The sequence below is a fragment of the uncultured Tateyamaria sp. genome (assembly GCF_947494755.1).
Lineage (GTDB): Bacteria > Pseudomonadota > Alphaproteobacteria > Rhodobacterales > Rhodobacteraceae > Tateyamaria.
Genome location: NZ_CANLVZ010000025.1, coordinates 1 through 24,042 on the forward strand (window position 1 = coordinate 1; position 24,042 = coordinate 24,042).

A 24,042-nucleotide genomic window follows, 5' to 3' on the forward strand; every position below is an offset into this window, starting at 1 on the left:
ATTACCGAGTAAACGGTTGCGAGGCGGAGGACACCTCCGCCTTACGCGCCCAAACGTAAGGCGGATCTCGATCCGCCAAACATGAACAAGGCCGCTCCGATGGGAGCGGCCTTGTTCTGTTCACACATATCTGATGCCGTTTAGGCGGCGGCAGCCTGATTGACGCCGCCTGTCGCAATCTCGGTCATGCGACGATCGCCGTCATAGGTATCATCCAGCAGCTTTTGCAGGATCGCACCGTCTTCATCAAGGTCCAGGCGGTTGGCAAAGGCCAGCAGGCAACCGTAGCCCGCCAGAGCGTAATGTACCATGCGCTGATACTGCGTGATGATCATTGCGTCGCGCGCGTCATCATCGCCGAAGTCAGCGTCGATGCCGTGGGCGTGGGCTTCTTTGACGAGGCCCTCCATGCCTTTGCAATGCTCGCCATCGGGGTCGATGTCGTGGCGCGCACAGATCGATTTGATCTGGTCCATACCGTCCGAAATCCCGTTGCTGCCAGCGATCAGCGCTTCGGACAATTCCTTGTTCTTGGCGGCGCGGCTCAATGCGGCGGTTGCCTCCAGCGCCTGGCTACACGCGCTGTGCAGGTCCTGGAGTTGGTCATGGTAAACGTCGTGCAGATTATTGATAGCCATGGTCAGTTTCCTTTCCGTATTGCTGTATTCGCAGTCCCAACAGACACGGGCGGTCAGTGGTTCCATCGCCAGGCCGCGTCCGGCGGAAAAGATCGCAAAGGTGCGAAGGGCAATGAGCGCTTGATCTTGATCTGACCATCGCATATTCCGCCTGCACGTTAGGGGTATAGCTCAGCTGGTAGAGCGACGGTCTCCAAAACCGTAGGTCCCGGGTTCGAGCCCTGGTGCCCCTGCCATTTTCCAGATGATCATTGGATCGGGCACACATGCGTGGCGTCGAATCGCGGCCGTGTTATGGCTTCTCGCGCCATGTTGCCGCCGCTATGCGCCTCAAACTGTCGACAGTTTTTGCCAATCGGCCCGCATTGTAGTGGCCCGCATGACAGTGCCTTATTCTTGCCACATCTCTGACACCTGACCTGCACAATGCAGCCCTATCTCTGCCTCATCCGCACATTGCGGTTGTAGATTTCATGACCTGTTCTGCGCAGGTTCGTAAACAGAGGCCCCTCCTGTTTTGGGGCAAGGATGCTGCTGATGACCTATACGTTTATGCCGGGCCAGTCCCACGAAGTGAGCGACGAGGATACAATGTCGATGATCCGGTCGGTGCTGACCGAAGATGCTCCGAGCGAACCGGCGCACAAACGCGGTGTTGACGCGATCCAACGCGCATTCGCACCCCGCCGTCGCGCCGATGACCTGCCCGAGATCGCGCAACAAGAAGAAGAACGCCCTGCAAAAACGCACCGTCCTTTGCTTCCCACCGTTGCAATCTCGCAGTCTGTGGCCCGGATACGCGCCTTTCGCCCCACATCGCGCCACTTGGCCATCGTGAGCACCTTGTTGCTGATTGTGCTGCGTCCGCATTGGTTTGTCATCGCAGCCGTGTTGATCCTGACGCTGGTCGTTGGAGCATTCCTGCTGATCGGCTCGGACCGAATCTGGCGCGGCGTCGTGGCCCGACTCGCCAAGATCGGGGTCAATGATCCTGATCGCGCCGCACACTTGCGCGCCCGTCTTGATCGCTTCGCCTGCCGGTGGGATGCGATCCTCGACATGTTCCCGGATGGCATGGTCGACAGCCTGTATATGCCCGACCTGCAAGCGGTCGAGGACGCCGAAGCCCTGCACGCCGCCGCGGTCGCCGCGCGGATGAGCCGGATGGCGCAGGAAGGCTGAGCCGACCCTACGCACAAGCATGGTTTGCAACTGGGCAACAGGAGATGGCGCACGCGCCGTTCCTGCCTTGAATTCGACGGTTGCGCTCGTTACATGCCGTTCATCTGCAACCCGGGAGCGACACCATGGCCACCACAAACCCACTTCAGTTCATCCAGCAGGTCCGTTCCGAAGTGTCCAAGGTCGTGTGGCCGACCCGTCGCGAGGTGATGCTGACCACTGTCATGGTCTTTATCCTTGCCGCCCTGACAGCCGTATTCTTTGCCATTGTCGATATCCTGATCCGTGGTGGTCTGGAAATCATCCTGACGCAGTTCGGCTAAGCACCACAAAACCCCGCCACCTCTTGCACTTTGAAATCGCGCAGCGTATGCCGCAGCCCTGACTTGGTCTGACACAGGCGCGCGGCGATTCGAGCCCCGCGCCGATTTTAATTCAGGCCGACGCGTGAAGATAAGTTTGAACTAGGCAAGGGGCCTCGAGACACATGGCAAAACGGTGGTATTCGGTCAGCGTGCTTTCCAACTTCGAAAAGAAGATTGCAGAGACAATCCGGACTTCTGTTGCCGAAAAGGGTCTTGAGGACGAGATCGACGAAGTGCTGGTGCCCACCGAAGAGGTGATCGAGGTGCGCCGGGGCAAGAAGGTCACGACCGAGCGCCGCTTTATGCCCGGTTACGTTCTGGTCCACATGGAAATGTCCGACCAGGGCTACCACCTGATCAACTCGATCAACCGCGTCACTGGATTTCTGGGCCCGCAGGGTCGCCCGATGCCGATGCGCGATGCTGAGGTGAACCAGATCCTCAATCGTGTTCAGGAAGGCGAGGATGCGCCACGCACCCTGATCCATTTCGAGATCGGCGAGAAGGTCAAGGTCAACGACGGCCCCTTCGAGGATTTCGACGGTATGGTCGAGGAAGTCGACGACGAGAACCAGCGCCTCAAGGTCACCGTGTCCATCTTTGGCCGCGAAACACCCGTCGAACTGGAATTCACCCAAGTGAACAAACAGACCTGAGTCTGACAGTTTCCGGGTTTTGAAATGTTGGCCGGCCTCTGCAAAGGGGTCGGCCTTTTTCCTTGCTGCTTGCCCGGTGTGGCCGAAGGCCATGGCGCAGCACCGGCAGGCTTGCCGCTGCCCCGTTTTTGAGTCAATTCGATCCAATTTCGCGCTCCCAAAGCTGCGCAACATCTTGGGTGCAATAAACTGCGCGATATTCCACCAATGGCTGTTGACGAATGCGGCGGATTCACGCCTACTGATATGGCTCAATACCGTATGTAGGTGTCTGGGCCAAAATAGAGCAGTGTATCTTGGGGGATATAATGATTTTGAAATATGTGAGGGACAGCCTTCCTTGGCTGGTTCCGTCTGCCGCAATTGTATTCGCAGCATCGGGTTTCCTGAAAGATGGCGACAAGACCGAGGTGGCGCAAACTGCGCCTGCGGCGGCTACGTTCTCGGCCCCTGCGCCGCAGCCTGACACACCGCAGATCGCGACCGTTGCGAACGAGGCTGCCCTTGGCGAAGAAGAGATCGTCGCCCGGCAATCCAATGCCTCAGACCCGCTGTCGGATTTGCAGCCAGCCGCGCCACTCGCCGCACCGTTGGCCGCAGTCGAGGCCCCGGTCGTTGCACCGACCCCTCAGCCACAGGATCAGCGTCAGGCATCACTGAGTGCTGCACCTGCTGCGACGCCCTTCTTCTCCTCTGATGCGACGTCAGCACAGGATCAGGTGCAGTGCATCGAAGATCTGCGCAATCTTGCCAACCAGGCGACCGTCTATTTCCCGAGCGGTGGTTTGACCGCAGATGCCGGTGGGATCGAACAGGGCCGTCTGATCGGTCTGGTCGCGCAATCCTGCCCCGGCGTTCAAATCCGGGTCGAGGGGCACTCGGACCCGTCCGGTGATCCTGCGGCGAACCTGCGTCTAAGCGAACAGCGGGCCAGCCAGGTGATCCAACGCATTGCCGCGTCGGGCCTTGATACGAGCATGTTCTTTCCCGAAGGCATGGGCGATCGTGAACCGTCGGGCAAAGTGGGTCCGCAACCACGCGCCTTTTATGACCGCCGTGTCGAATTCTCGATCGTGGACAACGTGACTCGTGTGTCCGTGCGGGCGCAGCCTGCGGTGGCCAACCCCTGGTCGAGCGCGGCCTGCGTTACTGAACTGGAACGTGCGGTGGCCAACACCGCCTTGTTCTATGCGCCCCGCTCTGTGTCTTTGCAGTCCAACGATCTGGAAACCGCACTGGGCCTCGCCACGCTGGCGATGGAATGCCCGCATGCACGTCTGCGCGTGATTGGGCACCACACCGGCGACGTACAGGCGCGCGAAGATGTGAAAACCGGTCTGCTGCGGGCCAAGGCGTTGATGGCGATGCTGGTGGGCCGAGGTGTTGCCCCCGAACAGATCATCATTGCCGCCCCCTCCCGCGCACTGAACGAGTCCGGTCTGCCCGGTAGCCGCGTCAACTTTGACATCATCCTCGAAGAGGGCTGATCGGGGCATATCCCCCAATTAGGTATTGAACCCAAGGCAAGGGCGCTGTAATCGGCGCCCTTGTTGCATTAGGCAGCATCCCATGTGGGAGGTTATGGCGACGCGTCGCCGCTGACCGGACCACATCAACCATATCCCGTCCGTCGCGACGTGCGGGAGTTGAACAGGAGAATGGCTCATGGCCAAGAAGCTCGTCGGCAGCATGAAGCTGCAGGTGCCTGCAGGGCAGGCAAACCCGTCACCTCCCGTCGGTCCCGCATTGGGTCAGCGCGGCATCAACATCATGGAATTCTGCAAGGCGTTCAACGCCAAGACCGCAGACATGGAGCCCGGTGCCCCATGCCCGACCGTGATCACCTATTATCAGGACAAATCCTTCACCATGGATATCAAGACGCCACCCGCGTCCTATTATCTGAAGAAGGCCGCCAAGGTGAAATCCGGTGCCAACACCCCCTCCCGTGAGACTGTCGGCACCGTAACTGCCGCACAGGTCAAGGAAATCGCCGAAGCGAAAATGAAAGATCTGAACGCCAACGACATCGAAGGCGCAATGCAGATCATCCTGGGCTCCGCCCGCTCCATGGGCATCGAGGTGAAGTAAGATGGCAAAGCACGGAAAACGCACAACTGCGGCGCGCGCCGCCTTCGCTGACAAACACAACGTCACCGTCGAAGAGGCCGTGAGCCTCGTCAAAGGCAACGCCAACGCGAAATTCGACGAAACCGTCGAGATCGCGATGAACCTTGGCGTCGACCCCCGCCATGCAGACCAGATGGTCCGCGGTGTGGTCGGCCTGCCAAACGGCACAGGCAAGGACGTCCGCGTCGCTGTCTTTGCCCGTGGCCCCAAGGCCGAGGAGGCACAGGCCGCAGGCGCAGATATTGTCGGTGCCGAAGACCTGATGGAAACCATCCAGGGCGGCAAGATCGACTTTGATCGCTGCATCGCCACCCCCGACATGATGCCCATCGTGGGTCGTCTGGGTAAGGTGCTTGGCCCCCGCAACCTGATGCCCAACCCCAAGGTTGGCACGGTGACCATGGACGTCGAGGCGGCTGTCAAAGCGGCTAAAGGCGGCGAAGTGCAGTTCAAGGTCGAAAAAGCCGGTGTGATCCACGCCGGTGTCGGCAAAGCCTCTTTTGACGAAGCTAAGCTGGTCGAAAACATCCGCGCCTTTGTCGGTGCCGTGGCCAAGGCGAAACCTGCCGGGTCCAAGGGCACTTACATGAAAAAGGTGTCCCTGTCCTCGACCATGGGTCCGGGCGTCAGCATCGCCGTGGACAGCGCTGTCGCCGAGTAATCGGAACCGAACCAATTTTGAATGGGGCGCTCCTTTGGGGGTGCCCCTTTTTCGTGGCTGGTTGATTTTTGCATCAACTGTGGCAAGCTGATTCAAAACATGCGCCGTATTCTTTAAAATCACATTTCGTGACCGTTTTTCTGGCGCATCGGATATTTGAATCGGACAAGGACATTACAGCCATGGCTATGGAACCTTCAGACATCGCAGATATGAAAAAGCTGATCGAGGCGGCCCGTCAAAAGCCGTTGAATTTCGGCATGTGTCTGGCCAGCAAGTCCGAGGAAAGCGCGCTGTTCATCGACAAGGTGAAATCGGCTGATATTCTGGCCAAGCGGGCCAAGAAAGCGGCGGGCGGTGCCAAGCTGGTCTCCGGCACGCTCGAAGCCAAAAGCAAGGCGCTGGTCCTGACATTGATCGACAAGGCCCCCGCTGGTTTCGAAAAAGGGTGCAAGGATTTTTTGCGCGCCCATAATGTGAACATGACCGTCACCTTGGTCGAGGGCGAGGCTGGGGCGGCGGCAGATGTCGGTGCGGTCACGGGCGATCCCAAACTTTGGAAAGCCGTGCAGGACGCGTTGATCTCCAAGATGGATGGCTCGTTGAGCCGCATCAAGAACAAGAGCGCGGTGCAAAGTGCGCTCGCGATGGCGCAGCAAAAGGCCGAGGATGACGATTACGACAGCGCCGTGAAGATTGCGGCCAAGGTCGAAGCCGCATTCGAGGCCGGGCGCAATGCCTATGTCGAAGAGCTGGTGGAAAAGGCGATGGGCCGTCTGGCGGGCGTGAAATCCATCATGTCCGTTGAACAGCGTGCCGATATGGGTCGCGACGCGCAGGCCATCCTCGATGGGGCCGGGCAACGCCCGCTGCAAACGCTTGAGGCGGAAACAGTCACCTTCCTCAAGACCTATCTGGCGATTGCCAAGGATGCCGCAGACGCCCGCGGTGCCTCAGCCGATCCGTTGCAGCAATCTGTCGACGAAAAAGAGGCTGAATTCGGCGCGCGCATCGAAGAGATGGAGCGCAAGGTCAAGGACGTTGATCGCGAGGTCGCCGGCTTAGAACGCCAGATCAGCGATGCGCGCGTGCAACTCAAAGCCGTCGATCGCAAAAAAGGCAGCGCCGACAAAAAGCGTGCCGCCAAGGAAAAGATTGCCGCGCGCATTGCAAGCCTGACCGAGGATGTGAAACAGCGCAGGGCGCAGACCGAAGAGTTCAACGCCCAGCTTGTCCGTGAGGTCACCGAAGCGAAGGCCGCCTTTGACGAAGTGTCAAAGATCGACCGGGTTCGATTGGCGAACATCAAGGGTTCGCTTGATTCCGTGCGGGCCAACCTCGCCAAGGTGCCCTTTGCAGAGATCTCGGCCGAGCTGAAGGACACCGTCGGTGACATGGCCGATGCCACCGCCTGGCGCGAAGAGGAGTTGCGGCGCGCCAAGACCGAAAACACACACGGGACGGGCCGTCACGGTGCCCAAACCGGTGTTGAAGGGCAGGCGCGGCGGGCGGCCACTGATGGCGTTACGCCGGATCAGGATGGCAACGAGGCGGGCGTCACCCAGTCGATCACCAAGTGGCAGGGCGCAGATATCGTCTGGGAACTGGATGGCACGACCGGCAAACGAAAGGTCAAATCACGCACCGAGGTCGAAAAGGCCGTCGCAGGCAGCGTTGTGCGGGTATTCCAAAGCGACAAGGGGTCGGCTTTCAACACACCAGTTTTGGAAAAGGCTGCCGTTGATAAGGCCATCGGGATCATGTCAGGCAAGGACTGGACCGAAGTGTATTCAAAAAACGCGCGCCAGTGGAAGGACCTCAACAGCGTCGCCGTGGTGGTCGAAGCGCCACAGGCGCTGGACATTGATGGTAAGTCCTACGCCAAAAGTTGGGGCTTTTCGATCAGCCGCAAAGATGCGGCAGCGATGGCCATCGGGGCGGCCAAGGATGTAATCAAGGAGTTCGAGGCCGGCACAATCTCCGAGGATCAGATGCTTGACCGTCTCGGGGTTGAAAAGCTGCTGGACGGCAAGGCGCTCAAGAAAATTCCCTATGCGACGGTGGTGCTGGAGCGGGCCAATGCGGGCGCGCCCTGGAAAAGCAAGACCCACTATCCCAACGCGGATGAAACAGCGCAAAGCCTCGATATTGCCGGGCGCAAAGTGCGCAATGCAACGGGTCACGAGTCGACGGCTGCGCTTTAGTACGCCGGGCCGTCGCATTCGCCCTTCACTCTGCTTGCAAAAACTCTTAGACGTCCGTGCGTAGGTCCGCACGATGATTCGCGCGGGCCTATATTCGTCCGAGACGGTGGGTGGTTGAAATCCTTCAATCATAATTCCTGCCCGAGACGGGAACAGGCCATTCTAACTCAGACGCTCTGTCGAGCTTCTGGCGGCTTTGGACCCGTGTATTTCGAGGACCAAACCGCCGGAGTGATCCGGTGCAAACTGAGCCGGGGGTTCGCCCCCAAATTTGGAGAAAACTGTGGATAGAGCCCAGAAAGAGAAAGTGGTCGACGAACTCGGCCAGATCTTTGAAAGCTCTGGCGTCGTTGTGGTTGCCCACTACGCCGGTCTGACAGTTGCCGAAATGCAAGACCTGCGTGCCCGTGCACGCGACAACGGGTCGAGCGTTCGTGTTGCCAAAAACAGGCTCGCCAAAATCGCCCTGGACGGGAAGCCATGCGAAAGCATCGCCGACTTTCTGACGGGCATGACCGTTCTGACCTACTCCGAAGACCCTGTGGCCGCAGCCAAAGTGTCCGAGGACTTTGCCAAGGAAAACGACAAGTTCGTCATCCTCGGTGGGGCCATGGGTGAGAACGCTCTGGACCGGGCCGGTGTCACGGCTGTGTCGAAGATGCCGTCGCGCGAGGAGCTTATCAGCACCATCGCGGGCATGCTTGGCGCACCTGCATCCAACATTGCCGGGTCCATTGGCGCACCTGCAAGCAACATCGCATCCATCTTGTCCACCATCGAGGATAAGGCGGCCGCGTAAAGCAATACGTCTGAGCGGCGTGTGGAAGATTGCACACGTTGGAACACACATATCGAAACGGAAAGAGCTGATAAAATGGCTGATCTGAAAAAACTGGCAGAAGAGATCGTTGGTCTGACCCTGCTGGAAGCACAAGAACTGAAAACAATCCTCAAGGATGAGTACGGCATCGAGCCTGCCGCTGGCGGCGCTGTGATGATGGCTGGTCCTGCTGACGGTGGCGGTGCCGCTGAAGAGGAAAAATCGGAATTCGACGTCGTCCTGAAAAACGCAGGCGCATCGAAAATCAACGTCATCAAAGAAGTCCGCGGCATCACAGGTCTTGGCCTGAAAGAAGCCAAGGATCTGGTCGAAGCCGGTGGCAAGATCAAAGAAGGCGTCGACAAAGCCGAAGCCGAAGACGTCAAAGCCAAGCTGGAAGCAGCTGGTGCCGAAGTCGAACTGGCCTAAGGCCGGACATCAGGGGGCGCTTTTCGGTTTTCGAAAAGTGACTGGGAACCACCTCGTTTCCCGCTCCTCCTTGAAAAATCTGGGCTGGATGCGCATATCGCGTGTCCGGCCCGACCCGTCTTGGTAAGGGCTTTCCTTCAAAAGTCTTTTCCAAGATGCGGTTCAAAGGTCGGGAGGCCACCGGTGGGACGGTGGCTATGAATTGACCTTGATCCCATCCATCTCGACGGGGCGGCGCACCGGGGCCCGACGGCGCGCGCACCCAGAGAAACGCTGAAAGGTGACTTATAGTATGGCGCAATCGTTCCTTGGCCAGAAACGTCTTCGTAAATATTATGGCAAAATCCGCGAAGTGCTGGATATGCCCAACCTCATCGAGGTTCAGAAATCCTCGTATGATCTGTTCCTGAACTCCGGCGATGCAGAGGTCCCCACCGATGGGGACGGTATTCAGGGTGTGTTCCAGTCGGTTTTCCCGATCAAGGACTTCAACGAGACCTCCGTGCTGGAATACGTCAAGTACGAGTTGGAAAAGCCCAAATACGACGTCGAGGAATGTCAGCAACGTGACATGACTTACAGCGCCCCTCTTAAGGTGACGCTGCGCCTGATCGTGTTTGATGTGGACGAAGACACCGGTGCCAAATCCGTCAAGGATATCAAGGAACAGGATGTATTCATGGGCGACATGCCCCTGATGACCCCCAACGGCACGTTCATCGTGAACGGCACCGAGCGTGTGATCGTCAGCCAGATGCACCGCTCTCCCGGTGTGTTCTTTGACCACGACAAGGGCAAGACCCACTCGTCGGGCAAGCTGCTGTTTGCCTGCCGCATCATTCCCTATCGCGGCTCGTGGCTCGACTTTGAATTCGATGCCAAGGACATCGTGTTCTGCCGGATCGACCGTCGCCGCAAGCTGCCTGTCACCACGCTGCTGTATGCGCTTGGCCTCGATCAGGAATCCATCATGGATGCCTATTACGAGACGGTGAATTTCACCCTCAAAAAAAACAAGGGCTGGGTTACTCCATTCTTCCCTGATCGTGTGCGCGGGACCCGCCCGACCTATGATCTGGTCGACGCCAAATCCGGTGAAATCATTGCCGAAGCTGGCAAAAAGGTCACCCCCCGCGCCGTCAAAAAGCTGATCGACGAAGGCTCCGTCAAGGAACTGCTGGTGCCTTTCGAACACATCGTGGGCAAGTTTGTCGCCAAGGACATCATCAACGAAGAAAACGGCGCGATCTATGTCGAGGCCGGTGATGAGCTGACCCTTGAATACGACAAGGATGGCACCCTGATTGGTGGCACCGCCAAGGACCTGATCGACGCAGGGATCACCGAAATCCCCGTGCTGGACATCGATAACGTCAATGTCGGCCCCTACATGCGCAACACCATGGCGGGCGACAAGAACATGAACCGCGAAACCGCGCTCATGGACATTTACCGCGTTATGCGTCCGGGCGAGCCGCCCACCGTTGATGCGGCCTCGGCCCTGTTTGACACGCTGTTCTTTGACAGCGAGCGGTATGATCTGTCCGCCGTGGGGCGGGTCAAGATGAACATGCGTTTGGCGCTCGATGCCGACGACACGCAGCGCACCCTGCGCCGCGAAGACATCGTGGCCTGCATCAAGGCGCTGGTGGAACTGCGCGACGGCCAGGGCGACATCGACGACATTGACCACCTTGGTAACCGCCGTGTGCGTTCGGTCGGTGAGCTGATGGAAAACCAGTACCGCGTCGGCCTGCTGCGCATGGAACGCGCGATCAAGGAGCGCATGTCGTCCGTCGAAATCGACACCGTCATGCCGCAAGACCTGATCAATGCCAAACCCGCGGCCGCAGCCGTGCGCGAGTTCTTTGGTTCGTCGCAGCTGTCGCAGTTCATGGACCAGACCAACCCGCTCTCCGAAGTGACGCACAAGCGTCGCCTGTCGGCCCTTGGGCCCGGGGGTCTGACCCGCGAACGTGCCGGTTTCGAGGTGCGCGACGTCCACCCGACCCACTATGGCCGGATGTGCCCGATTGAAACGCCAGAAGGGCCGAACATCGGTCTGATCAACAGCCTCGCCACCTTCGCCCGCGTGAACAAGTACGGCTTTATCGAAACACCTTACCGCGTGGTGAACGAAGGTCAGGTGACGGACGAAGTCCACTACATGTCCGCGACCGAAGAAATGCGGCACACCGTGGCGCAGGCCAACGCCTCGCTGGACGAGAACGGCAAGTTCAACAACGAGATGGTCAACACCCGGAAATCCGGGGACTATACCCTGTCGCCTGTCGACAGCGTGGACTTGATCGACGTCTCGCCCAAGCAGTTGGTATCTGTTGCCGCCTCGCTGATCCCGTTCCTTGAAAATGACGACGCCAACCGCGCCCTGATGGGGTCGAACATGCAACGTCAGGCTGTGCCGCTGCTTCAGGCCGAGGCTCCGCTTGTCGGAACCGGCATCGAAGAGGTTGTGGCCCGCGATTCCGGTGCTGCGATTATGGCGAAACGGGCTGGCATGATCGACCAGGTCGATGCGACGCGTATCGTGATCCGCGCCACCTCTGACCTCGAGTTGGGGGATGCAGGTGTGGACATCTACCGCATGCGCAAGTTCCAGCGCAGCAACCAGAACACCTGCATCAACCAGCGTCCGCTGGTGAAGGTGGGCGACACCGTGGTCAAGGGTGAGGTCATCGCCGATGGTCCGTCCACCGACATGGGTGAGTTGGCCTTGGGTAAAAACGTGGTCGTCGCGTTCATGCCGTGGAATGGTTACAACTACGAGGACTCGATCCTGATTTCCGAGCGGGTCAGCCGTGACGATGTGTTCACCTCTATTCACATCGAGGAATTCGAAGTGGCCGCGCGTGACACGAAACTCGGGCCAGAGGAAATCACCCGCGACATTCCCAATGTCGGCGAGGAAGCCCTGCGCAACCTCGACGAGGCGGGCATCGTCTATATCGGGGCCGACGTCGAACCCGGTGACATTCTGGTGGGTAAGATCACGCCCAAGGGCGAAAGCCCGATGACGCCGGAAGAAAAACTGCTGCGCGCCATCTTTGGTGAAAAGGCAAGCGACGTGCGGGATACCTCGCTGCGGGTGAAGCCAGGTGACTTCGGCACAGTCGTCGAAGTGCGCGTGTTCAACCGCCACGGCGTTGAAAAAGACGAACGTGCCTTGCAGATCGAGCGGGAAGAGGTCGAGCGCCTTGCCCGTGACCGCGACGACGAGCTGGCGATCCTTGATCGCAACATCTACGCCCGTCTTGGCGACATGCTGCTTGGCAAAGAGATTGCAAAGGGGCCGAAAGGCGTCAAGGCAGGCTCGAATGTCGATGCGGACCTGCTGGAAGCGTTCCCACGCTCCGCTTGGTGGCAGATCGCCCTCAAGGACGAGCAGTCGGCGCAAGTGGTCGAGGCCCTGAACGAGCAATACGAGGTGCAGAAACGCGCCCTTGATGCCCGTTTCGAGGACAAGGTCGAGAAAGTCCGCCGTGGTGATGATCTGCCTCCGGGTGTGATGAAGATGGTCAAGGTGTTCGTGGCTGTGAAGCGCAAGCTGCAACCGGGCGACAAGATGGCCGGCCGTCACGGCAACAAGGGCGTGATTTCCAAAGTGGTGCCGATGGAGGACATGCCGTTCCTCGCTGACGGGACCCCGGTGGATTTCTGTCTGAACCCGCTTGGCGTGCCCTCGCGCATGAACGTCGGTCAGATCCTTGAAACCCATATGGGTTGGGCCGCGCGCGGTTTGGGTCTGAACGTGGACGAGGCGCTGCAAGAGTATCGCCGCTCGGGTGATCTGACTCCGGTGCGCGAGGCGATGAGCCTGGCTTATGGCGAGGATGTCTATGAAGAAGGCATTTCGGTCATGGACGAGGATCATCTGGTCGAGGCTGCGGGCAACGTCACACGCGGTGTGCCGATTGCAACGCCGGTCTTTGACGGGGCCAAGGAAGCGGATGTGAACAATGCGCTGGAACGCGCGGGCTTCTCGACCTCGGGTCAGTCGGTCCTGTTTGACGGGCGCACGGGCGAGCAGTTCAGCCGCCCCGTGACGGTCGGCATCAAGTACCTGCTGAAGCTGCACCACCTTGTCGACGACAAGATCCACGCACGCTCCACCGGGCCTTACAGCCTTGTCACGCAGCAACCTCTGGGCGGTAAAGCGCAGTTCGGTGGCCAGCGTTTCGGGGAGATGGAGGTCTGGGCTCTGGAAGCTTACGGTGCCGCCTACACCCTGCAGGAAATGCTGACGGTGAAATCGGACGACGTGGCGGGCCGGACCAAGGTCTATGAGAGCATCGTCAAGGGCGAGGACAATTTTGAGGCCGGCGTGCCGGAATCGTTCAACGTTCTCGTCAAAGAGGTCCGCGGTTTGGGCCTCAACATGGAACTCCTGGACGCTGAGGAAGACGAATAATGCAACCTGTGTAAGGCGGATTTAAATCCGCCTTACCTGCCTTTCGTGTCCCATAGCGCCCCTTTCAAGGATTTGAAAATGAACCAGGAACTGACAAACAACCCGTTCAACCCGCTGACGCCGCCCAAGGTCTTTGACGAGATCAAGGTTTCGCTGGCATCGCCCGAACGGATTCTCTCGTGGTCTTTTGGTGAGATCAAAAAGCCCGAGACCATCAACTACCGCACCTTTAAGCCTGAACGTGACGGGCTGTTCTGTGCCCGTATCTTTGGCCCGATCAAGGATTACGAATGCCTGTGCGGCAAATACAAGCGCATGAAATATCGCGGCGTCGTCTGCGAAAAATGTGGCGTGGAAGTCACGCTGCAAAAGGTCCGCCGCGAGCGGATGGGCCATATCGAACTGGCGGCCCCCGTCGCCCACATCTGGTTCCTGAAATCGCTGCCGTCCCGTATCGGCCTGATGCTGGACATGACGCTGCGCGATCTGGAACGCGTGCTGTATTTTGAAAACTACGTGGTCACCGAGCCGGGCCTGACCGATCTGTCCTATGGCCAGATGCTCTCCGAAGAAGAGTTCATGGACGCCCAGGACGCGTTCGGCATGGACGCTTTCACGGCCAATATCGGTGCCGAAGCGATCCGCGAGATGCTCTCGCAAATCGACCTCGAGCAAGAGGCCGAAACCCTGCGCGCCGACCTCAAGGAAGCGACAGGCGAGCTGAAGCCCAAGAAGATCATCAAGCGCCTCAAAGTGGTTGAGTCCTTCCTCGAGTCCGGCAACCGGCCCGAATGGATGGTTCTGACCGTGATCCCCGTGATCCCGCCGGAACTGCGCCCGCTTGTTCCGCTGGATGGAGGCCGTTTTGCGACCTCCGACCTCAACGACCTTTATCGTCGGGTCATCAACCGGAACAACCGCCTCAAGCGCCTGATCGAACTGCGGGCGCCAGATATCATTGTGCGCAATGAAAAGCGGATGTTGCAGGAATCTGTTGATGCGCTGTTTGACAACGGCCGCCGTGGCCGCGTGATCACAGGCGCCAACAAGCGCCCTCTGAAATCGCTGTCGGACATGCTGAAAGGCAAGCAGGGCCGGTTCCGTCAGAACCTTTTGGGTAAGCGCGTCGACTTTTCGGGTCGGTCGGTCATCGTGACGGGCCCCGAGCTGAAGCTGCACCAATGTGGTTTGCCCAAGAAGATGGCGCTCGAGCTGTTCAAGCCGTTCATCTACTCGCGGCTTGAGGCGAAGGGTCTGTCCTCGACTGTCAAGCAGGCCAAGAAACTGGTCGAAAAAGAGCGTCCCGAGGTGTGGGATATCCTCGACGAGGTTATCCGCGAACACCCCGTCATGCTGAATCGGGCGCCTACGCTGCACCGTCTTGGCATTCAGGCGTTCGAGCCCGTCCTGATCGAAGGCAAGGCGATCCAGCTTCACCCGCTGGTCTGCTCGGCCTTCAACGCCGACTTTGACGGCGATCAGATGGCTGTGCACGTGCCGCTGAGCCTTGAGGCGCAGTTGGAAGCCCGAGTGCTGATGATGTCGACCAACAACGTTCTGTCGCCTGCCAACGGCGCGCCGATCATCGTGCCGTCGCAGGATATGATCCTGGGTCTGTACTATGTGACGCTGGAGCGTGAGGGGCTGAAAGGGCAGGGCATGGTCTTTGGCTCGATCGATGAAGTGCAGCACGCGCTGGACGCGGGCATCGTGCACCTTCACACGAAGATTGTGGCGCGGATCCCGCAGATCAACGACGAAGGCATCGAAGTCATGCAGCGCTTTGAAACGACCCCCGGTCGTGTGCTGCTCGGCGCGCTTTTGCCGCTGAACAACAAGGCGCCGTTCTCGCTGGTCAACCGCTTGCTGCGTAAGAAAGAAGTGCAGCAGGTCATCGACACCGTCTACCGTTATTGCGGCCAGAAAGAGTCGGTTATCTTCTGTGACCAGATCATGACGATGGGTTTCCGTCACGCCTTCAAGGCGGGCATTTCGTTTGGCAAGGACGACATGCTGATCCCCGACACCAAATGGCCCATCGTCGATGAGACCCGCGAACAGGTGAAGGACTTTGAACAGCAGTATATGGACGGCCTGATCACCCAAGGTGAGAAGTACAACAAGGTCGTTGATGCGTGGTCAAAGTGTAACGACAAGGTCACCGACGCCATGATGGGCTCCATCTCGGCGGCGCAGACAGACGCGGACGGGTCCGAGCGTGAACCGAACTCGGTTTACATGATGGCCCACTCCGGTGCGCGTGGTTCGGTTACGCAGATGAAACAGCTTGGCGGGATGCGTGGTCTGATGGCCAAGCCGAACGGCGACATCATCGAAACGCCGATCATCTCGAACTTCAAGGAAGGCCTGACCGTTCTTGAATACTTCAACTCGACCCACGGTGCCCGTAAGGGTCTGTCCGACACCGCCCTCAAAACGGCGAACTCGGGCTACCTGACCCGTCGTCTTGTGGACGTTGCACAGGACTGCATCGTGCGTGATCGCGATTGCGGCACTGAAAATGCCATCACCGCCGAAGCGGCCGTGAATGACGGCGAAGTCGTGTCGTCGCTGGCCGAGCGTGTGCTGGGTCGTGTCACGGCTGAGGATGTCCTCAAGCCCGGCACCGACGAAGTGTTGCTGGCCCACGGGACGCTGATCGACGAACGAATGGCAGACTCGGTTGATGAGTATGCCGTGCAGTCGATGCGCATCCGCTCGCCGTTGACCTGTGAGGCCGAAGAAGGTGTGTGCGCGACCTGCTATGGTCGTGACCTTGCCCGCGGCACCATGGTCAACACCGGCGAAGCGGTCGGTATCATTGCCGCTCAATCCATCGGTGAACCCGGTACACAGCTGACGATGCGGACCTTCCACATCGGCGGCGTGGCCCAGGGTGGCCAACAGTCGTTCCTTGAGGCGAGCCAAGAAGGCAAAATCGTCTTTGAGAACGCGCAGACGTTGAAAAACGCGAGCGGTCAGGTTCTGGTCATGGGCCGGAACATGAAACTGGTGATCCAGGACGAAAACGGTGAAGAGCGCGCCAGCCACAAGCTGGGCTACGGCACGGCTCTGTTCGTGACGGAAGGTCAGGACGTGAAACGCGGCGACAAACTGTTCGAGTGGGACCCTTACACCCTGCCGATCATTGCCGAGAAAGCCGGGACGGCCAAATATGTCGATCTGGTCAGCGGTCTGGCTGTACGTGACGAAACCGACGATGCGACGGGCATGACCCAGAAAATCGTCATCGATTGGCGTACGGCCCCCAAAGGCAACGAACTCAAGCCCGAGATCATTCTCGTGGGCGAAGATGGCGAGCCGGTCCGCAACGATGCGGGCAACCCGGTGACCTATCCGATGTCTGTGGATGCGGTTCTGTCGATCGAGGATGGCGACAAGGTCGAAGCGGGTGACGTCGTGGCGCGTATTCCCCGTGAAGGTGCCAAGACCAAGGACATCACCGGTGGTCTGCCGCGTGTGGCCGAACTGTTCGAAGCCCGTCGTCCCAAGGATCACGCCATCATCGCCGAAATCGATGGCTACGTGCGCTTTGGCAAGGACTACAAGAACAAGCGCCGTATCGCGATCGAACCCAGTGACGAGAGCCTGGACAAGGTCGAGTACATGGTGCCCAAGGGCAAGCACATCCCGGTGGCCGAAGGCGACTTCGTTCAGAAGGGTGACTACATCATGGACGGCAACCCGGCCCCTCATGACATCCTCGCCATCATGGGTGTCGAGGCGCTGGCGGATTACATGATCGACGAAGTGCAGGACGTCTATCGCCTGCAAGGTGTGAAGATCAACGACAAGCACATCGAAGTCATCGTCCGTCAGATGCTTCAGAAATGGGAGATCGAGGACTCCGGCGACACCACGCTGCTCAAGGGCGAACATGTGGACAAGCAGGAATTCGATCTGGCGAACGAAAAGGCGATCTCCAAAAAGGGCCGTCCGGCTCAGGGTGGTCCGATCCTTCTGGGCATCACCAAGGCATCCTTGCAGACCCGTTCGTTCATCTCGGCGGCGTCCTTCCAGGAGACCACCCGCGTTCTTACCGAAGCCTCGGTGCAGGGTAAGAAAGACAAGCTGGTTGGCCTCAAGGAAAACGTCATCGTGGGCCGTCTGATCCCTGCCGGTACCGGTGGCGCGACCCAAGCGATGCGCAAGATCGCCTCGGATCGTGACAACGTTGTCATCGAAGCCCGCCGCGAAGAGGCAGAGGCCGCCGCCGCACTGGCCGCGCCAACGCCTGACGACGTGGTCGGCGGAGACGTGTTTGACACGCCCGTGCCCTCAAGCGACGAGAGCCGCGACTAAGAGGTTGCAATCAAAGTAAAATTTGAAAACCCCGCCCAGTGAGGCGGGGTTTTTTTGCTGCAGCGGCGGGGTTGGCCCTGTGCCGCTTGCCGGTCAGGTCCAGCTTGCCGGATCGAGGCCGAGCAACTCCGACAGTTGCTCGTAAAACGCAGGCTCGGCCCGTTTCAGCTCAATGGGGCTCTCAAAGAAGGTCTCGACCCCGACGGCAAAAAACTCCTGATGGTTTTCAGTGCCGTAGGCATCCATCACCGTCGGCAATCCACGCGACACCCTGTCATCAAGCCGGTCGAACGCGGCGAGAAAGACAGCTTCCCACGTGCTGAAGTCCTGCCCTCTGCGCAGGACAGGGGCGCCATCCGCGCGGCCCGAGCGTTCATCGAGTTGATGCGCAAACTCGTGCAGCACGACGTTGTGCCCATCGCCAGTGTCCAATGCGCCGTCATTTGAATGTGTCCATGACAGGATCACAGGCCCGCGGTTCCAGCTTTCGCCGGTGCGCACGGTTTCCTTTTCGGTGACGACGAACCCGTCATGTCGCGCCGTTTTGGATTTGAAGGCACCCGGGTAGATCATCACGGTTGTCAGCGTATCGTACCAGGCATTCGTGTTCATCACGAGCAGGCAGGCTTGGGTTGCGATGGACAGTTCCATCTCTTCGGTGACTTCAAGCCCGTGGTAACCAACCATCGTGACCTGATCGAGGAACAGGTTGATCTTGCCCTCAAGGGGGCGGTGAAATTCCGTCGGAATCTTTTGCACCATGGGCACGCAGCGTCCGATCACATCGCGCTGATGGTCGGTGATCCGACTGCTGAGCAGTGATAGACGACGCTGCTTCTTTGCCCACCGGCGGTAGAAAAAGATCGCGACGCCGATCAGGATAAGGAGGAAAAACAAGCTCATAAGCGGACCGTATTGCAGGTCCGCAGCTTTGCGAATCCCAGAAATTGCACCTCACGCCGAAAATGCGTCGCGTGATCCACTGGCTTCACGCTCCTGAGCGCGATAGCGTTGCTCGAACTCGGATCAGGTTTACACGGATGTCCCCCAACACCACCGGCGCGCTTTTGATGATGGCTTCGATGGCCTCGTTTACCTTCAATGATGCGCTGATCAAGCTGACGGGCGGGGCGGTGCCGTTAACGCAGTTGCTGGTGCTACGTGGTGTACTGAGTGTGGTTCTGATCCTGGCGCTGGCCCGGTGGCTGGGTACCATCCATTTCCGCATAGCGCGGCGGGATTGGGGGCTGATTGCGCTGCGGTCCGCCGCCGAAGTGGGCGCGGCCTATTTCTTTATCACGGCCCTTTTGAACATGCCGCTGGCGAATGTGACCGCGGTTTTGCAGGTCTTGCCCCTCACCGTTGCGGTCGGCGCGGCACTGTTTTTTCGCGAACCGCTTGGATGGCGCCGGATGGCTGCGATCCTGCTTGGGTTCATGGGGATGTTGCTGATCGTGCGTCCAGGCCCCGAGGGGTTTTCGATCTATGCGGGCTATGCGCTGGTGGCCGTGGCCTGCGTGACCGTGCGTGATTTGTCGACGCGACGGCTCAGCCCCGGCGTGCCTTCGATGACTGTGACCCTGGTGGCCGCCGTGACGGTCATGGTCTGTGCGGGGGTGGCGTCGGCCACAACCGAATGGGTGCCGATTGACACCCGCCTTGCCGCGTTGATCGGTGGCGCCTCTGTTTTCATCATCGGGGGATATTTCTTTTCCGTGCAGGTGATGCGCGTGGGCGAGATCAGCTTTATCGCGCCGTTTCGCTATACAGGGCTTGTTTGGGCACTGGTGCTGGGCTGGGTGGTCTTTGGCGACTGGCCCAGCTCTGTGACCCTGTTTGGAGCTACCATCGTTGTGGCGACGGGCCTGTTCACCCTTTACCGCGAACGTCGCTTGTCACACGCGTGAGAACGCGGCGCGCACTGCATCTGCGTCGATGTGGAAACGGTCCGCCAACTCGGCTTCGCCCGCAGCATCCATCATCGCCAGCTTTTGCGGCTTAACGGCCGGCCCCTGGCGCGAGTCGTTGAAGTCGTTGTGCCCGCGCAGCAGCATCACGGGCTCGGTGAGGGTCACGCAGGTCATGATGCCCGGCAGACGGAAATGGGCAAAGTTCATGATGGTCTGGCGCGACTTGGGGTGCACCATCATCGCCAATGCGGCGGTCTGGAAGGGGGCAGAGGTCGCCGCCGCCTCGACACCGCCCGCGCCGGGCCGAATGATGTACCCGCGATTGAAGTCGATCCCAAGCAACTCGTCACGTGCCGCAAGGTCGCGCACATCCGTGGCGACCCCGCGCAGCCGTTCTACATAGTCGATGGCAACCGCATCATCGTCATCCATGCGAAATTGCAGGCAGGGGGCGTCGGAGTCGTGGCGGACAGAATTGATGATCTTCTTCATGATCGGGCGATGTTGGGCGGGGGCATGCACCTGCAAATCTACTTGCGGCATATCCGCCAGCAATGCCTCAAGCCGGTCGCGATACATGTCGGGCAGGCTGTCCCCGATGACGACCACAAAGGTAAAGTCGGGGTCCGTTTGCGCCCGCAGAGGGGGCAGGGTGATCGTTTCGAACGTGGCAAACCGCTCTTCCATGCGGGCGGGGGCATAGAGATAGGCCAGCTTCTCCTCGAGCGTGTCAAAGTCAACCTGAAAGCCGCCAATGGCCGGATAGGAAAAACGGCATAAACCGATAACTTGCATGCTGGATTGCCCTTGAAAATACGGCCCGTTACACAGTGGACCATGCATCGGGCCGCCGGTGCTGCGCAAGCGGTGTGTGGCTGTTGACAGCACCTCCGACTCCCCCTATACGCCCGCTATCTCGGAGAGGGGTTTGCCCCCCGAAACCGAAATCAGAACCGAAGTGGACACGATCCGGCCTTTGCATTGGTCCGATCCTCTGGAAACCCACCGCGTCGCCCCTGACGGGAGCGATTGCGGTTTTTGCGCTTTTGTGGACGCACAAGGGTGATTGAATTGAAACCGCGGGGCCGCCCCGCACGACATATGTTGATGAGACGGGGAACAGACCTGCAATGCCAACGATCCAACAGCTGATCCGCAAGCCGCGCCAGCCCAAAGTGAAACGCTCCAAATCCCTTCATCTTGAAGGGAACCCGCAGAAACGCGGTGTGTGCACGCGCGTTTATACAACGACACCGAAAAAGCCGAACTCGGCCATGCGTAAGGTTGCCAAAGTGCGCCTGACAAACGGTTTTGAGGTCATCAGCTACATCCCGGGTGAAAGCCACAACCTTCAGGAGCACTCTGTGGTCCTGATCCGCGGCGGTCGTGTCAAAGACCTTCCCGGTGTGCGTTACCACATCCTGCGCGGCGTTCTGGATACCCAAGGCGTCAAAGATCGTAAGCAACGTCGTTCGAAATACGGCGCCAAGCGCCCCAAATAAGGAGAGCCGTAGATGTCACGTCGTCACGCCGCCGAAAAACGCGAAGTCCTGCCCGACGCCAAGTATGGCGATAAGGTTCTGACCAAGTTCATGAACAACCTGATGGTCGATGGCAAGAAATCGACTGCTGAAAGCATCGTTTACAATGCGTTCGACCGGGTCGAAGCCAAGATCAAGCGCGCCCCTGTGGAAGTGTTCCACGAAGCGCTCGAAAACATTCAGCCCTCCGTCGAAGTTCGTTCACGCCGGGTTGGTGGTGCCACGTATCAGGTGCCTGTTGAGGTCCGCCCCGAGCGCCGTCAGGCCCTCGCGATCCGCTGGTTGATCAATGCCAGCCGTGGCCGCAACGAAAACACGATGGAAGAGCGCCTGGCAGGCGAGCTGATGGACGCTGTTCAGTCCCGCGGCACCGCTGTCAAAAAGCGCGAAGACACACACAAGATGGCCGACGCCAACAAAGCGTTCAGCCACTACCGTTGGTAACCCAGACACTCTGAGGAAGCAGCCCCATGGCACGCGATTATCCGCTCGACCGCTACCGCAACTTTGGCATCATGGCACACATTGATGCCGGCAAAACCACATGTTCGGAACGCATCCTGTACTACACAGGCAAGTCCCACAACATCGGTGAGGTCCACGATGGGGCTGCAACCATGGACTGGATGGAGCAGGAACAAGAGCGTGGCATCACAATCACCTCGGCTGCGACCACCACATTCTGGGAACGCACCGAAGACGGTGAGACGGCGGACACAGCCAAGCACCGGATGAACATCATCGACACCCCCGGCCACGTGGACTTCACCATTGAAGTTGAGCGTTCGCTGGCCGTTCTTGATGGTGCCGTTGCTGTTCTTGACGCCAACGCGGGTGTTGAGCCGCAGACAGAAACTGTCTGGCGTCAGGCGGATCGCTACAAGGTTCCTCGCATCGTGTTCGTCAACAAGATGGACAAGATCGGTGCCGATTTCTTCAACTGCGTCCACATGATCAAAGACCGCACAGGCGCGACGCCTTGCCCGATCCAGATCCCGATCGGAGCCGAGACCGAGCTTGAAGGCATGGTCGATCTGGTCACCATGGAAGAGTGGGTCTGGGCCGGTGAAGACCTCGGCGCATCCTGGGAAAAACGCCCCATCCGCGACAGCCTCAAAGCGCAGGCTGACGAGTGGCGCGCCAACATGATTGAAGTTGCCGTCGAAATGGACGATGACGCAATGGAAGCGTACCTCGAAGGCGAAGAGCCCGATGTTGCGACCCTGCGCCGTCTGATCCGTGCCGGCACGTTGGCGATCAAGTTCATCCCCGTCCTGTGTGGCTCGGCCTTCAAGAACAAGGGTGTGCAGCCGCTGTTGAATGCGGTCATCGACTACCTGCCATCGCCGATGGACGTCGTCGACTACATGGGCTTCAAACCCGGTGACGAAACCGAGACCCGCAACATCGCCCGCCGCGCGGATGACAGCATGGCGTTCTCGGCGCTGGCGTTCAAGATCATGAATGACCCCTTCGTGGGCACGCTGACCTTCACACGCATTTATTCGGGCGTGTTGAACAAGGGCGACACGCTGCTGAACTCGACCAAAGAGCGCAAAGAGCGCGTTGGCCGGATGATGATGATGCACTCCAATGACCGCGAGGAAATCACCGAAGCGTTCGCCGGCGACATCATTGCGCTGGCGGGTCTGAAAGACACCACAACCGGGGACACGCTCTGCGCCGTCAACGATCCTGTGGTTCTGGAAACGATGACCTTCCCCGATCCGGTGATCGAGATTGCCGTTGAGCCCAAGACCAAAGCCGACCAAGAGAAGATGTCGACCGGTCTGGCCCGTCTGGCTGCCGAAGATCCTTCGTTCCGCGTCGAAACGGACATCGAGTCCGGTCAGACAATCATGAAGGGCATGGGCGAACTTCACCTAGACATTCTGGTGGATCGCCTTAAGCGCGAGTTCAAGGTCGAGGCGAACATCGGTGCGCCACAGGTGGCCTACCGCGAGACTATCGGTCACGAGGTCGAGCATACCTATACCCACAAGAAACAGTCGGGTGGGTCCGGTCAGTTCGCCGAGGTCAAGCTCATCATCTCGCCCACGGAGCCTGGTGAAGGCTATTCCTTCGAGAGCCGCATCGTTGGTGGTGCCGTTCCCAAAGAATACATTCCCGGCGTCGAAAAAGGCATCCAGTCGGTCATGGACTCCGGTCCGCTTGCGGGCTTCCCCGTCATCGACTTCAAGGTGGCCCTGATCGACGGTAAGTTCCACGATGTGGACTCGAGCGTTCTGGCCTTTGAAATTGCAGCCCGCATGGGCATGCGTGAAGGCATGAAGAAGGCCGGTGCCAAAATGCTGGAACCGATCATGAAGGTCGAAGTCGTGACGCCTGAAGAGTACACCGGCGGCATCATCGGCGATCTCACATCGCGTCGCGGTCAGGTGCAGGGTCAGGACACACGCGGCAACGCGATTGCCATCGACGCTTTCGTGCCGCTGGCCAACATGTTCGGCTACATCAACACTTTGCGTTCGATGTCTTCGGGTCGTGCGAACTTTACCATGCAGTTCGACCACTACGAAGCCGTGCCGCAGAACATCAGCGACGAGATCCAAGCGAAGTTCGCTTAATTCCAGCGGTGGGCGGATCGCCCACCCTACCAACCCCGTAGGGTGGGCACGTTGCCCACCGCGACCAGAAGTAAAAGAGGAGCCAACACCATGGCAAAGGCAAAGTTTGAACGTACCAAACCGCACGTTAACATCGGCACGATTGGTCACGTTGACCACGGCAAGA

18 protein-coding genes and 1 tRNA gene are annotated in these 24,042 nt (G+C 59.1%); 16 read left to right on the forward strand and 3 right to left on the reverse strand.

Annotated features, from left to right (window positions below):
• Nucleotides 1–140 precede the first annotated feature (140 nt).
• Nucleotides 141–638: a DUF892 family protein gene (locus Q0908_RS19570; RefSeq protein ID WP_299288738.1), complete on the reverse strand. Its 498-nt coding sequence runs from the start codon at nucleotides 636–638 to the stop codon at nucleotides 141–143.
• Nucleotides 639–798: 160 nt separating this feature from the next.
• On the opposite strand from Q0908_RS19570, the gene Q0908_RS19575 reads away from it, so the two are divergent.
• The 12 genes from Q0908_RS19575 (at nucleotide 799) to rpoC (ending at nucleotide 17,837) form a co-directional block, all read left to right on the forward strand.
• Nucleotides 799–874 (forward strand) — tRNA-Trp (locus Q0908_RS19575).
• 301 nt (nucleotides 875–1,175) lie between these two features.
• Nucleotides 1,176–1,820 carry a hypothetical protein gene (locus Q0908_RS19580; protein WP_299288741.1) on the forward strand — a complete coding sequence of 215 codons (645 nt, stop codon included), beginning with the start codon at nucleotides 1,176–1,178 and terminating at the stop codon, nucleotides 1,818–1,820.
• 125 nt (nucleotides 1,821–1,945) lie between these two features.
• Nucleotides 1,946–2,143, forward strand: coding sequence for a preprotein translocase subunit SecE (secE, locus tag Q0908_RS19585; RefSeq protein ID WP_299288744.1), 198 nt, complete (start codon nucleotides 1,946–1,948; stop codon nucleotides 2,141–2,143).
• Nucleotides 2,144–2,307: 164 nt separating this feature from the next.
• Entirely contained in the window at nucleotides 2,308–2,841 is a 534-nt protein-coding gene (gene nusG / locus Q0908_RS19590; RefSeq protein WP_299146873.1) for a transcription termination/antitermination protein NusG, read from the forward strand.
• Between the two features lie 308 nt (nucleotides 2,842–3,149).
• On the forward strand, nucleotides 3,150–4,328 hold the full coding sequence (locus Q0908_RS19595) for an OmpA family protein (RefSeq protein ID WP_299288747.1): 1,179 nt from the start codon (nucleotides 3,150–3,152) through the stop codon (nucleotides 4,326–4,328).
• A gap of 178 nt (nucleotides 4,329–4,506) precedes the next feature.
• Nucleotides 4,507–4,932 carry a 50S ribosomal protein L11 gene (gene rplK, locus Q0908_RS19600; RefSeq protein WP_299146871.1) on the forward strand — a complete coding sequence of 142 codons (426 nt, stop codon included), beginning with the start codon at nucleotides 4,507–4,509 and terminating at the stop codon, nucleotides 4,930–4,932.
• Between the two features lies 1 nt (nucleotide 4,933).
• Nucleotides 4,934–5,632: a 50S ribosomal protein L1 gene (gene rplA, locus Q0908_RS19605; RefSeq protein ID WP_299288751.1), complete on the forward strand. Its 699-nt coding sequence runs from the start codon at nucleotides 4,934–4,936 to the stop codon at nucleotides 5,630–5,632.
• A 182-nt stretch (nucleotides 5,633–5,814) separates the two neighbouring features.
• A complete protein-coding gene (locus Q0908_RS19610; RefSeq protein WP_299288754.1) occupies nucleotides 5,815–7,836 on the forward strand; it encodes a hypothetical protein in 2,022 nt (673 codons plus the stop codon).
• Nucleotides 7,837–8,119: 283 nt separating this feature from the next.
• A complete protein-coding gene (gene rplJ / locus Q0908_RS19615) occupies nucleotides 8,120–8,635 on the forward strand; it encodes a 50S ribosomal protein L10 (RefSeq protein WP_299146869.1) in 516 nt (171 codons plus the stop codon).
• Between the two features lie 75 nt (nucleotides 8,636–8,710).
• Nucleotides 8,711–9,085 (forward strand): 50S ribosomal protein L7/L12, encoded by a 375-nt coding sequence (rplL, locus tag Q0908_RS19620; protein ID WP_299288758.1) that lies wholly within the window; start codon nucleotides 8,711–8,713, stop codon nucleotides 9,083–9,085.
• A 292-nt stretch (nucleotides 9,086–9,377) separates the two neighbouring features.
• On the forward strand, nucleotides 9,378–13,514 hold the full coding sequence (gene rpoB / locus Q0908_RS19625; protein WP_299288761.1) for a DNA-directed RNA polymerase subunit beta: 4,137 nt from the start codon (nucleotides 9,378–9,380) through the stop codon (nucleotides 13,512–13,514).
• Nucleotides 13,515–13,592: 78 nt separating this feature from the next.
• Entirely contained in the window at nucleotides 13,593–17,837 is a 4,245-nt protein-coding gene (gene rpoC / locus Q0908_RS19630; protein ID WP_299288764.1) for a DNA-directed RNA polymerase subunit beta', read from the forward strand.
• Nucleotides 17,838–17,930: 93 nt separating this feature from the next.
• On the opposite strand, the gene Q0908_RS19635 is transcribed toward rpoC, so the two are convergent.
• Nucleotides 17,931–18,740, reverse strand: coding sequence for a M90 family metallopeptidase (locus Q0908_RS19635; protein WP_299288767.1), 810 nt, complete (start codon nucleotides 18,738–18,740; stop codon nucleotides 17,931–17,933).
• Between the two features lie 137 nt (nucleotides 18,741–18,877).
• On the opposite strand from Q0908_RS19635, the gene Q0908_RS19640 reads away from it, so the two are divergent.
• Nucleotides 18,878–19,744, forward strand: a complete 867-nt coding sequence (locus tag Q0908_RS19640; RefSeq protein ID WP_299288770.1) for a DMT family transporter — start codon at nucleotides 18,878–18,880, stop codon at nucleotides 19,742–19,744.
• Here Q0908_RS19640 and Q0908_RS19645 read toward each other — a convergent pair.
• Complete coding sequence (locus Q0908_RS19645) at nucleotides 19,733–20,542, reverse strand: putative rhamnosyl transferase (protein WP_299288773.1); 810 nt, start codon at nucleotides 20,540–20,542, stop codon at nucleotides 19,733–19,735. The two genes, Q0908_RS19640 and Q0908_RS19645, sit on opposite strands and share 12 nt — an antisense overlap.
• 335 nt (nucleotides 20,543–20,877) lie before the next feature.
• Here Q0908_RS19645 and rpsL point away from each other — a divergent pair, with 335 nt between their 5' ends.
• The 3 genes from rpsL to fusA are packed head-to-tail and all read left to right on the forward strand — an operon-like array spanning nucleotide 20,878 to nucleotide 23,876.
• Entirely contained in the window at nucleotides 20,878–21,249 is a 372-nt protein-coding gene (rpsL, locus tag Q0908_RS19650) for a 30S ribosomal protein S12 (protein WP_024809820.1), read from the forward strand.
• A gap of 12 nt (nucleotides 21,250–21,261) precedes the next feature.
• Entirely contained in the window at nucleotides 21,262–21,732 is a 471-nt protein-coding gene (gene rpsG / locus Q0908_RS19655; RefSeq protein WP_299288777.1) for a 30S ribosomal protein S7, read from the forward strand.
• Nucleotides 21,733–21,758: 26 nt separating this feature from the next.
• Nucleotides 21,759–23,876 (forward strand): elongation factor G, encoded by a 2,118-nt coding sequence (gene fusA, locus Q0908_RS19660; protein ID WP_299288780.1) that lies wholly within the window; start codon nucleotides 21,759–21,761, stop codon nucleotides 23,874–23,876.
• Nucleotides 23,877–24,042 lie beyond the last annotated feature (166 nt).

What these genes read in the sequence shown, in the direction of transcription:
- Q0908_RS19570 (WP_299288738.1), bottom strand. Translation starts at nt 638, where the DNA reads ATGGCTATCAATAATCTGCACGACGTTTACCATGACCAACTCCAGGAC.
- Q0908_RS19580 (WP_299288741.1), top strand. Translation starts at nt 1,176, where the DNA reads ATGACCTATACGTTTATGCCGGGCCAGTCCCACGAAGTGAGCGACGAG.
- secE (WP_299288744.1), top strand. Translation starts at nt 1,946, where the DNA reads ATGGCCACCACAAACCCACTTCAGTTCATCCAGCAGGTCCGTTCCGAA.
- nusG (WP_299146873.1), top strand. Translation starts at nt 2,308, where the DNA reads ATGGCAAAACGGTGGTATTCGGTCAGCGTGCTTTCCAACTTCGAAAAG.
- Q0908_RS19595 (WP_299288747.1), top strand. Translation starts at nt 3,150, where the DNA reads ATGATTTTGAAATATGTGAGGGACAGCCTTCCTTGGCTGGTTCCGTCT.
- rplK (WP_299146871.1), top strand. Translation starts at nt 4,507, where the DNA reads ATGGCCAAGAAGCTCGTCGGCAGCATGAAGCTGCAGGTGCCTGCAGGG.
- rplA (WP_299288751.1), top strand. Translation starts at nt 4,934, where the DNA reads ATGGCAAAGCACGGAAAACGCACAACTGCGGCGCGCGCCGCCTTCGCT.
- Q0908_RS19610 (WP_299288754.1), top strand. Translation starts at nt 5,815, where the DNA reads ATGGCTATGGAACCTTCAGACATCGCAGATATGAAAAAGCTGATCGAG.
- rplL (WP_299288758.1), top strand. Translation starts at nt 8,711, where the DNA reads ATGGCTGATCTGAAAAAACTGGCAGAAGAGATCGTTGGTCTGACCCTG.
- rpoB (WP_299288761.1), top strand. Translation starts at nt 9,378, where the DNA reads ATGGCGCAATCGTTCCTTGGCCAGAAACGTCTTCGTAAATATTATGGC.
- rpoC (WP_299288764.1), top strand. Translation starts at nt 13,593, where the DNA reads ATGAACCAGGAACTGACAAACAACCCGTTCAACCCGCTGACGCCGCCC.
- Q0908_RS19635 (WP_299288767.1), bottom strand. Translation starts at nt 18,740, where the DNA reads ATGAGCTTGTTTTTCCTCCTTATCCTGATCGGCGTCGCGATCTTTTTC.
- Q0908_RS19640 (WP_299288770.1), top strand. Translation starts at nt 18,878, where the DNA reads ATGTCCCCCAACACCACCGGCGCGCTTTTGATGATGGCTTCGATGGCC.
- Q0908_RS19645 (WP_299288773.1), bottom strand. Translation starts at nt 20,542, where the DNA reads ATGCAAGTTATCGGTTTATGCCGTTTTTCCTATCCGGCCATTGGCGGC.
- rpsL (WP_024809820.1), top strand. Translation starts at nt 20,878, where the DNA reads ATGCCAACGATCCAACAGCTGATCCGCAAGCCGCGCCAGCCCAAAGTG.
- rpsG (WP_299288777.1), top strand. Translation starts at nt 21,262, where the DNA reads ATGTCACGTCGTCACGCCGCCGAAAAACGCGAAGTCCTGCCCGACGCC.
- fusA (WP_299288780.1), top strand. Translation starts at nt 21,759, where the DNA reads ATGGCACGCGATTATCCGCTCGACCGCTACCGCAACTTTGGCATCATG.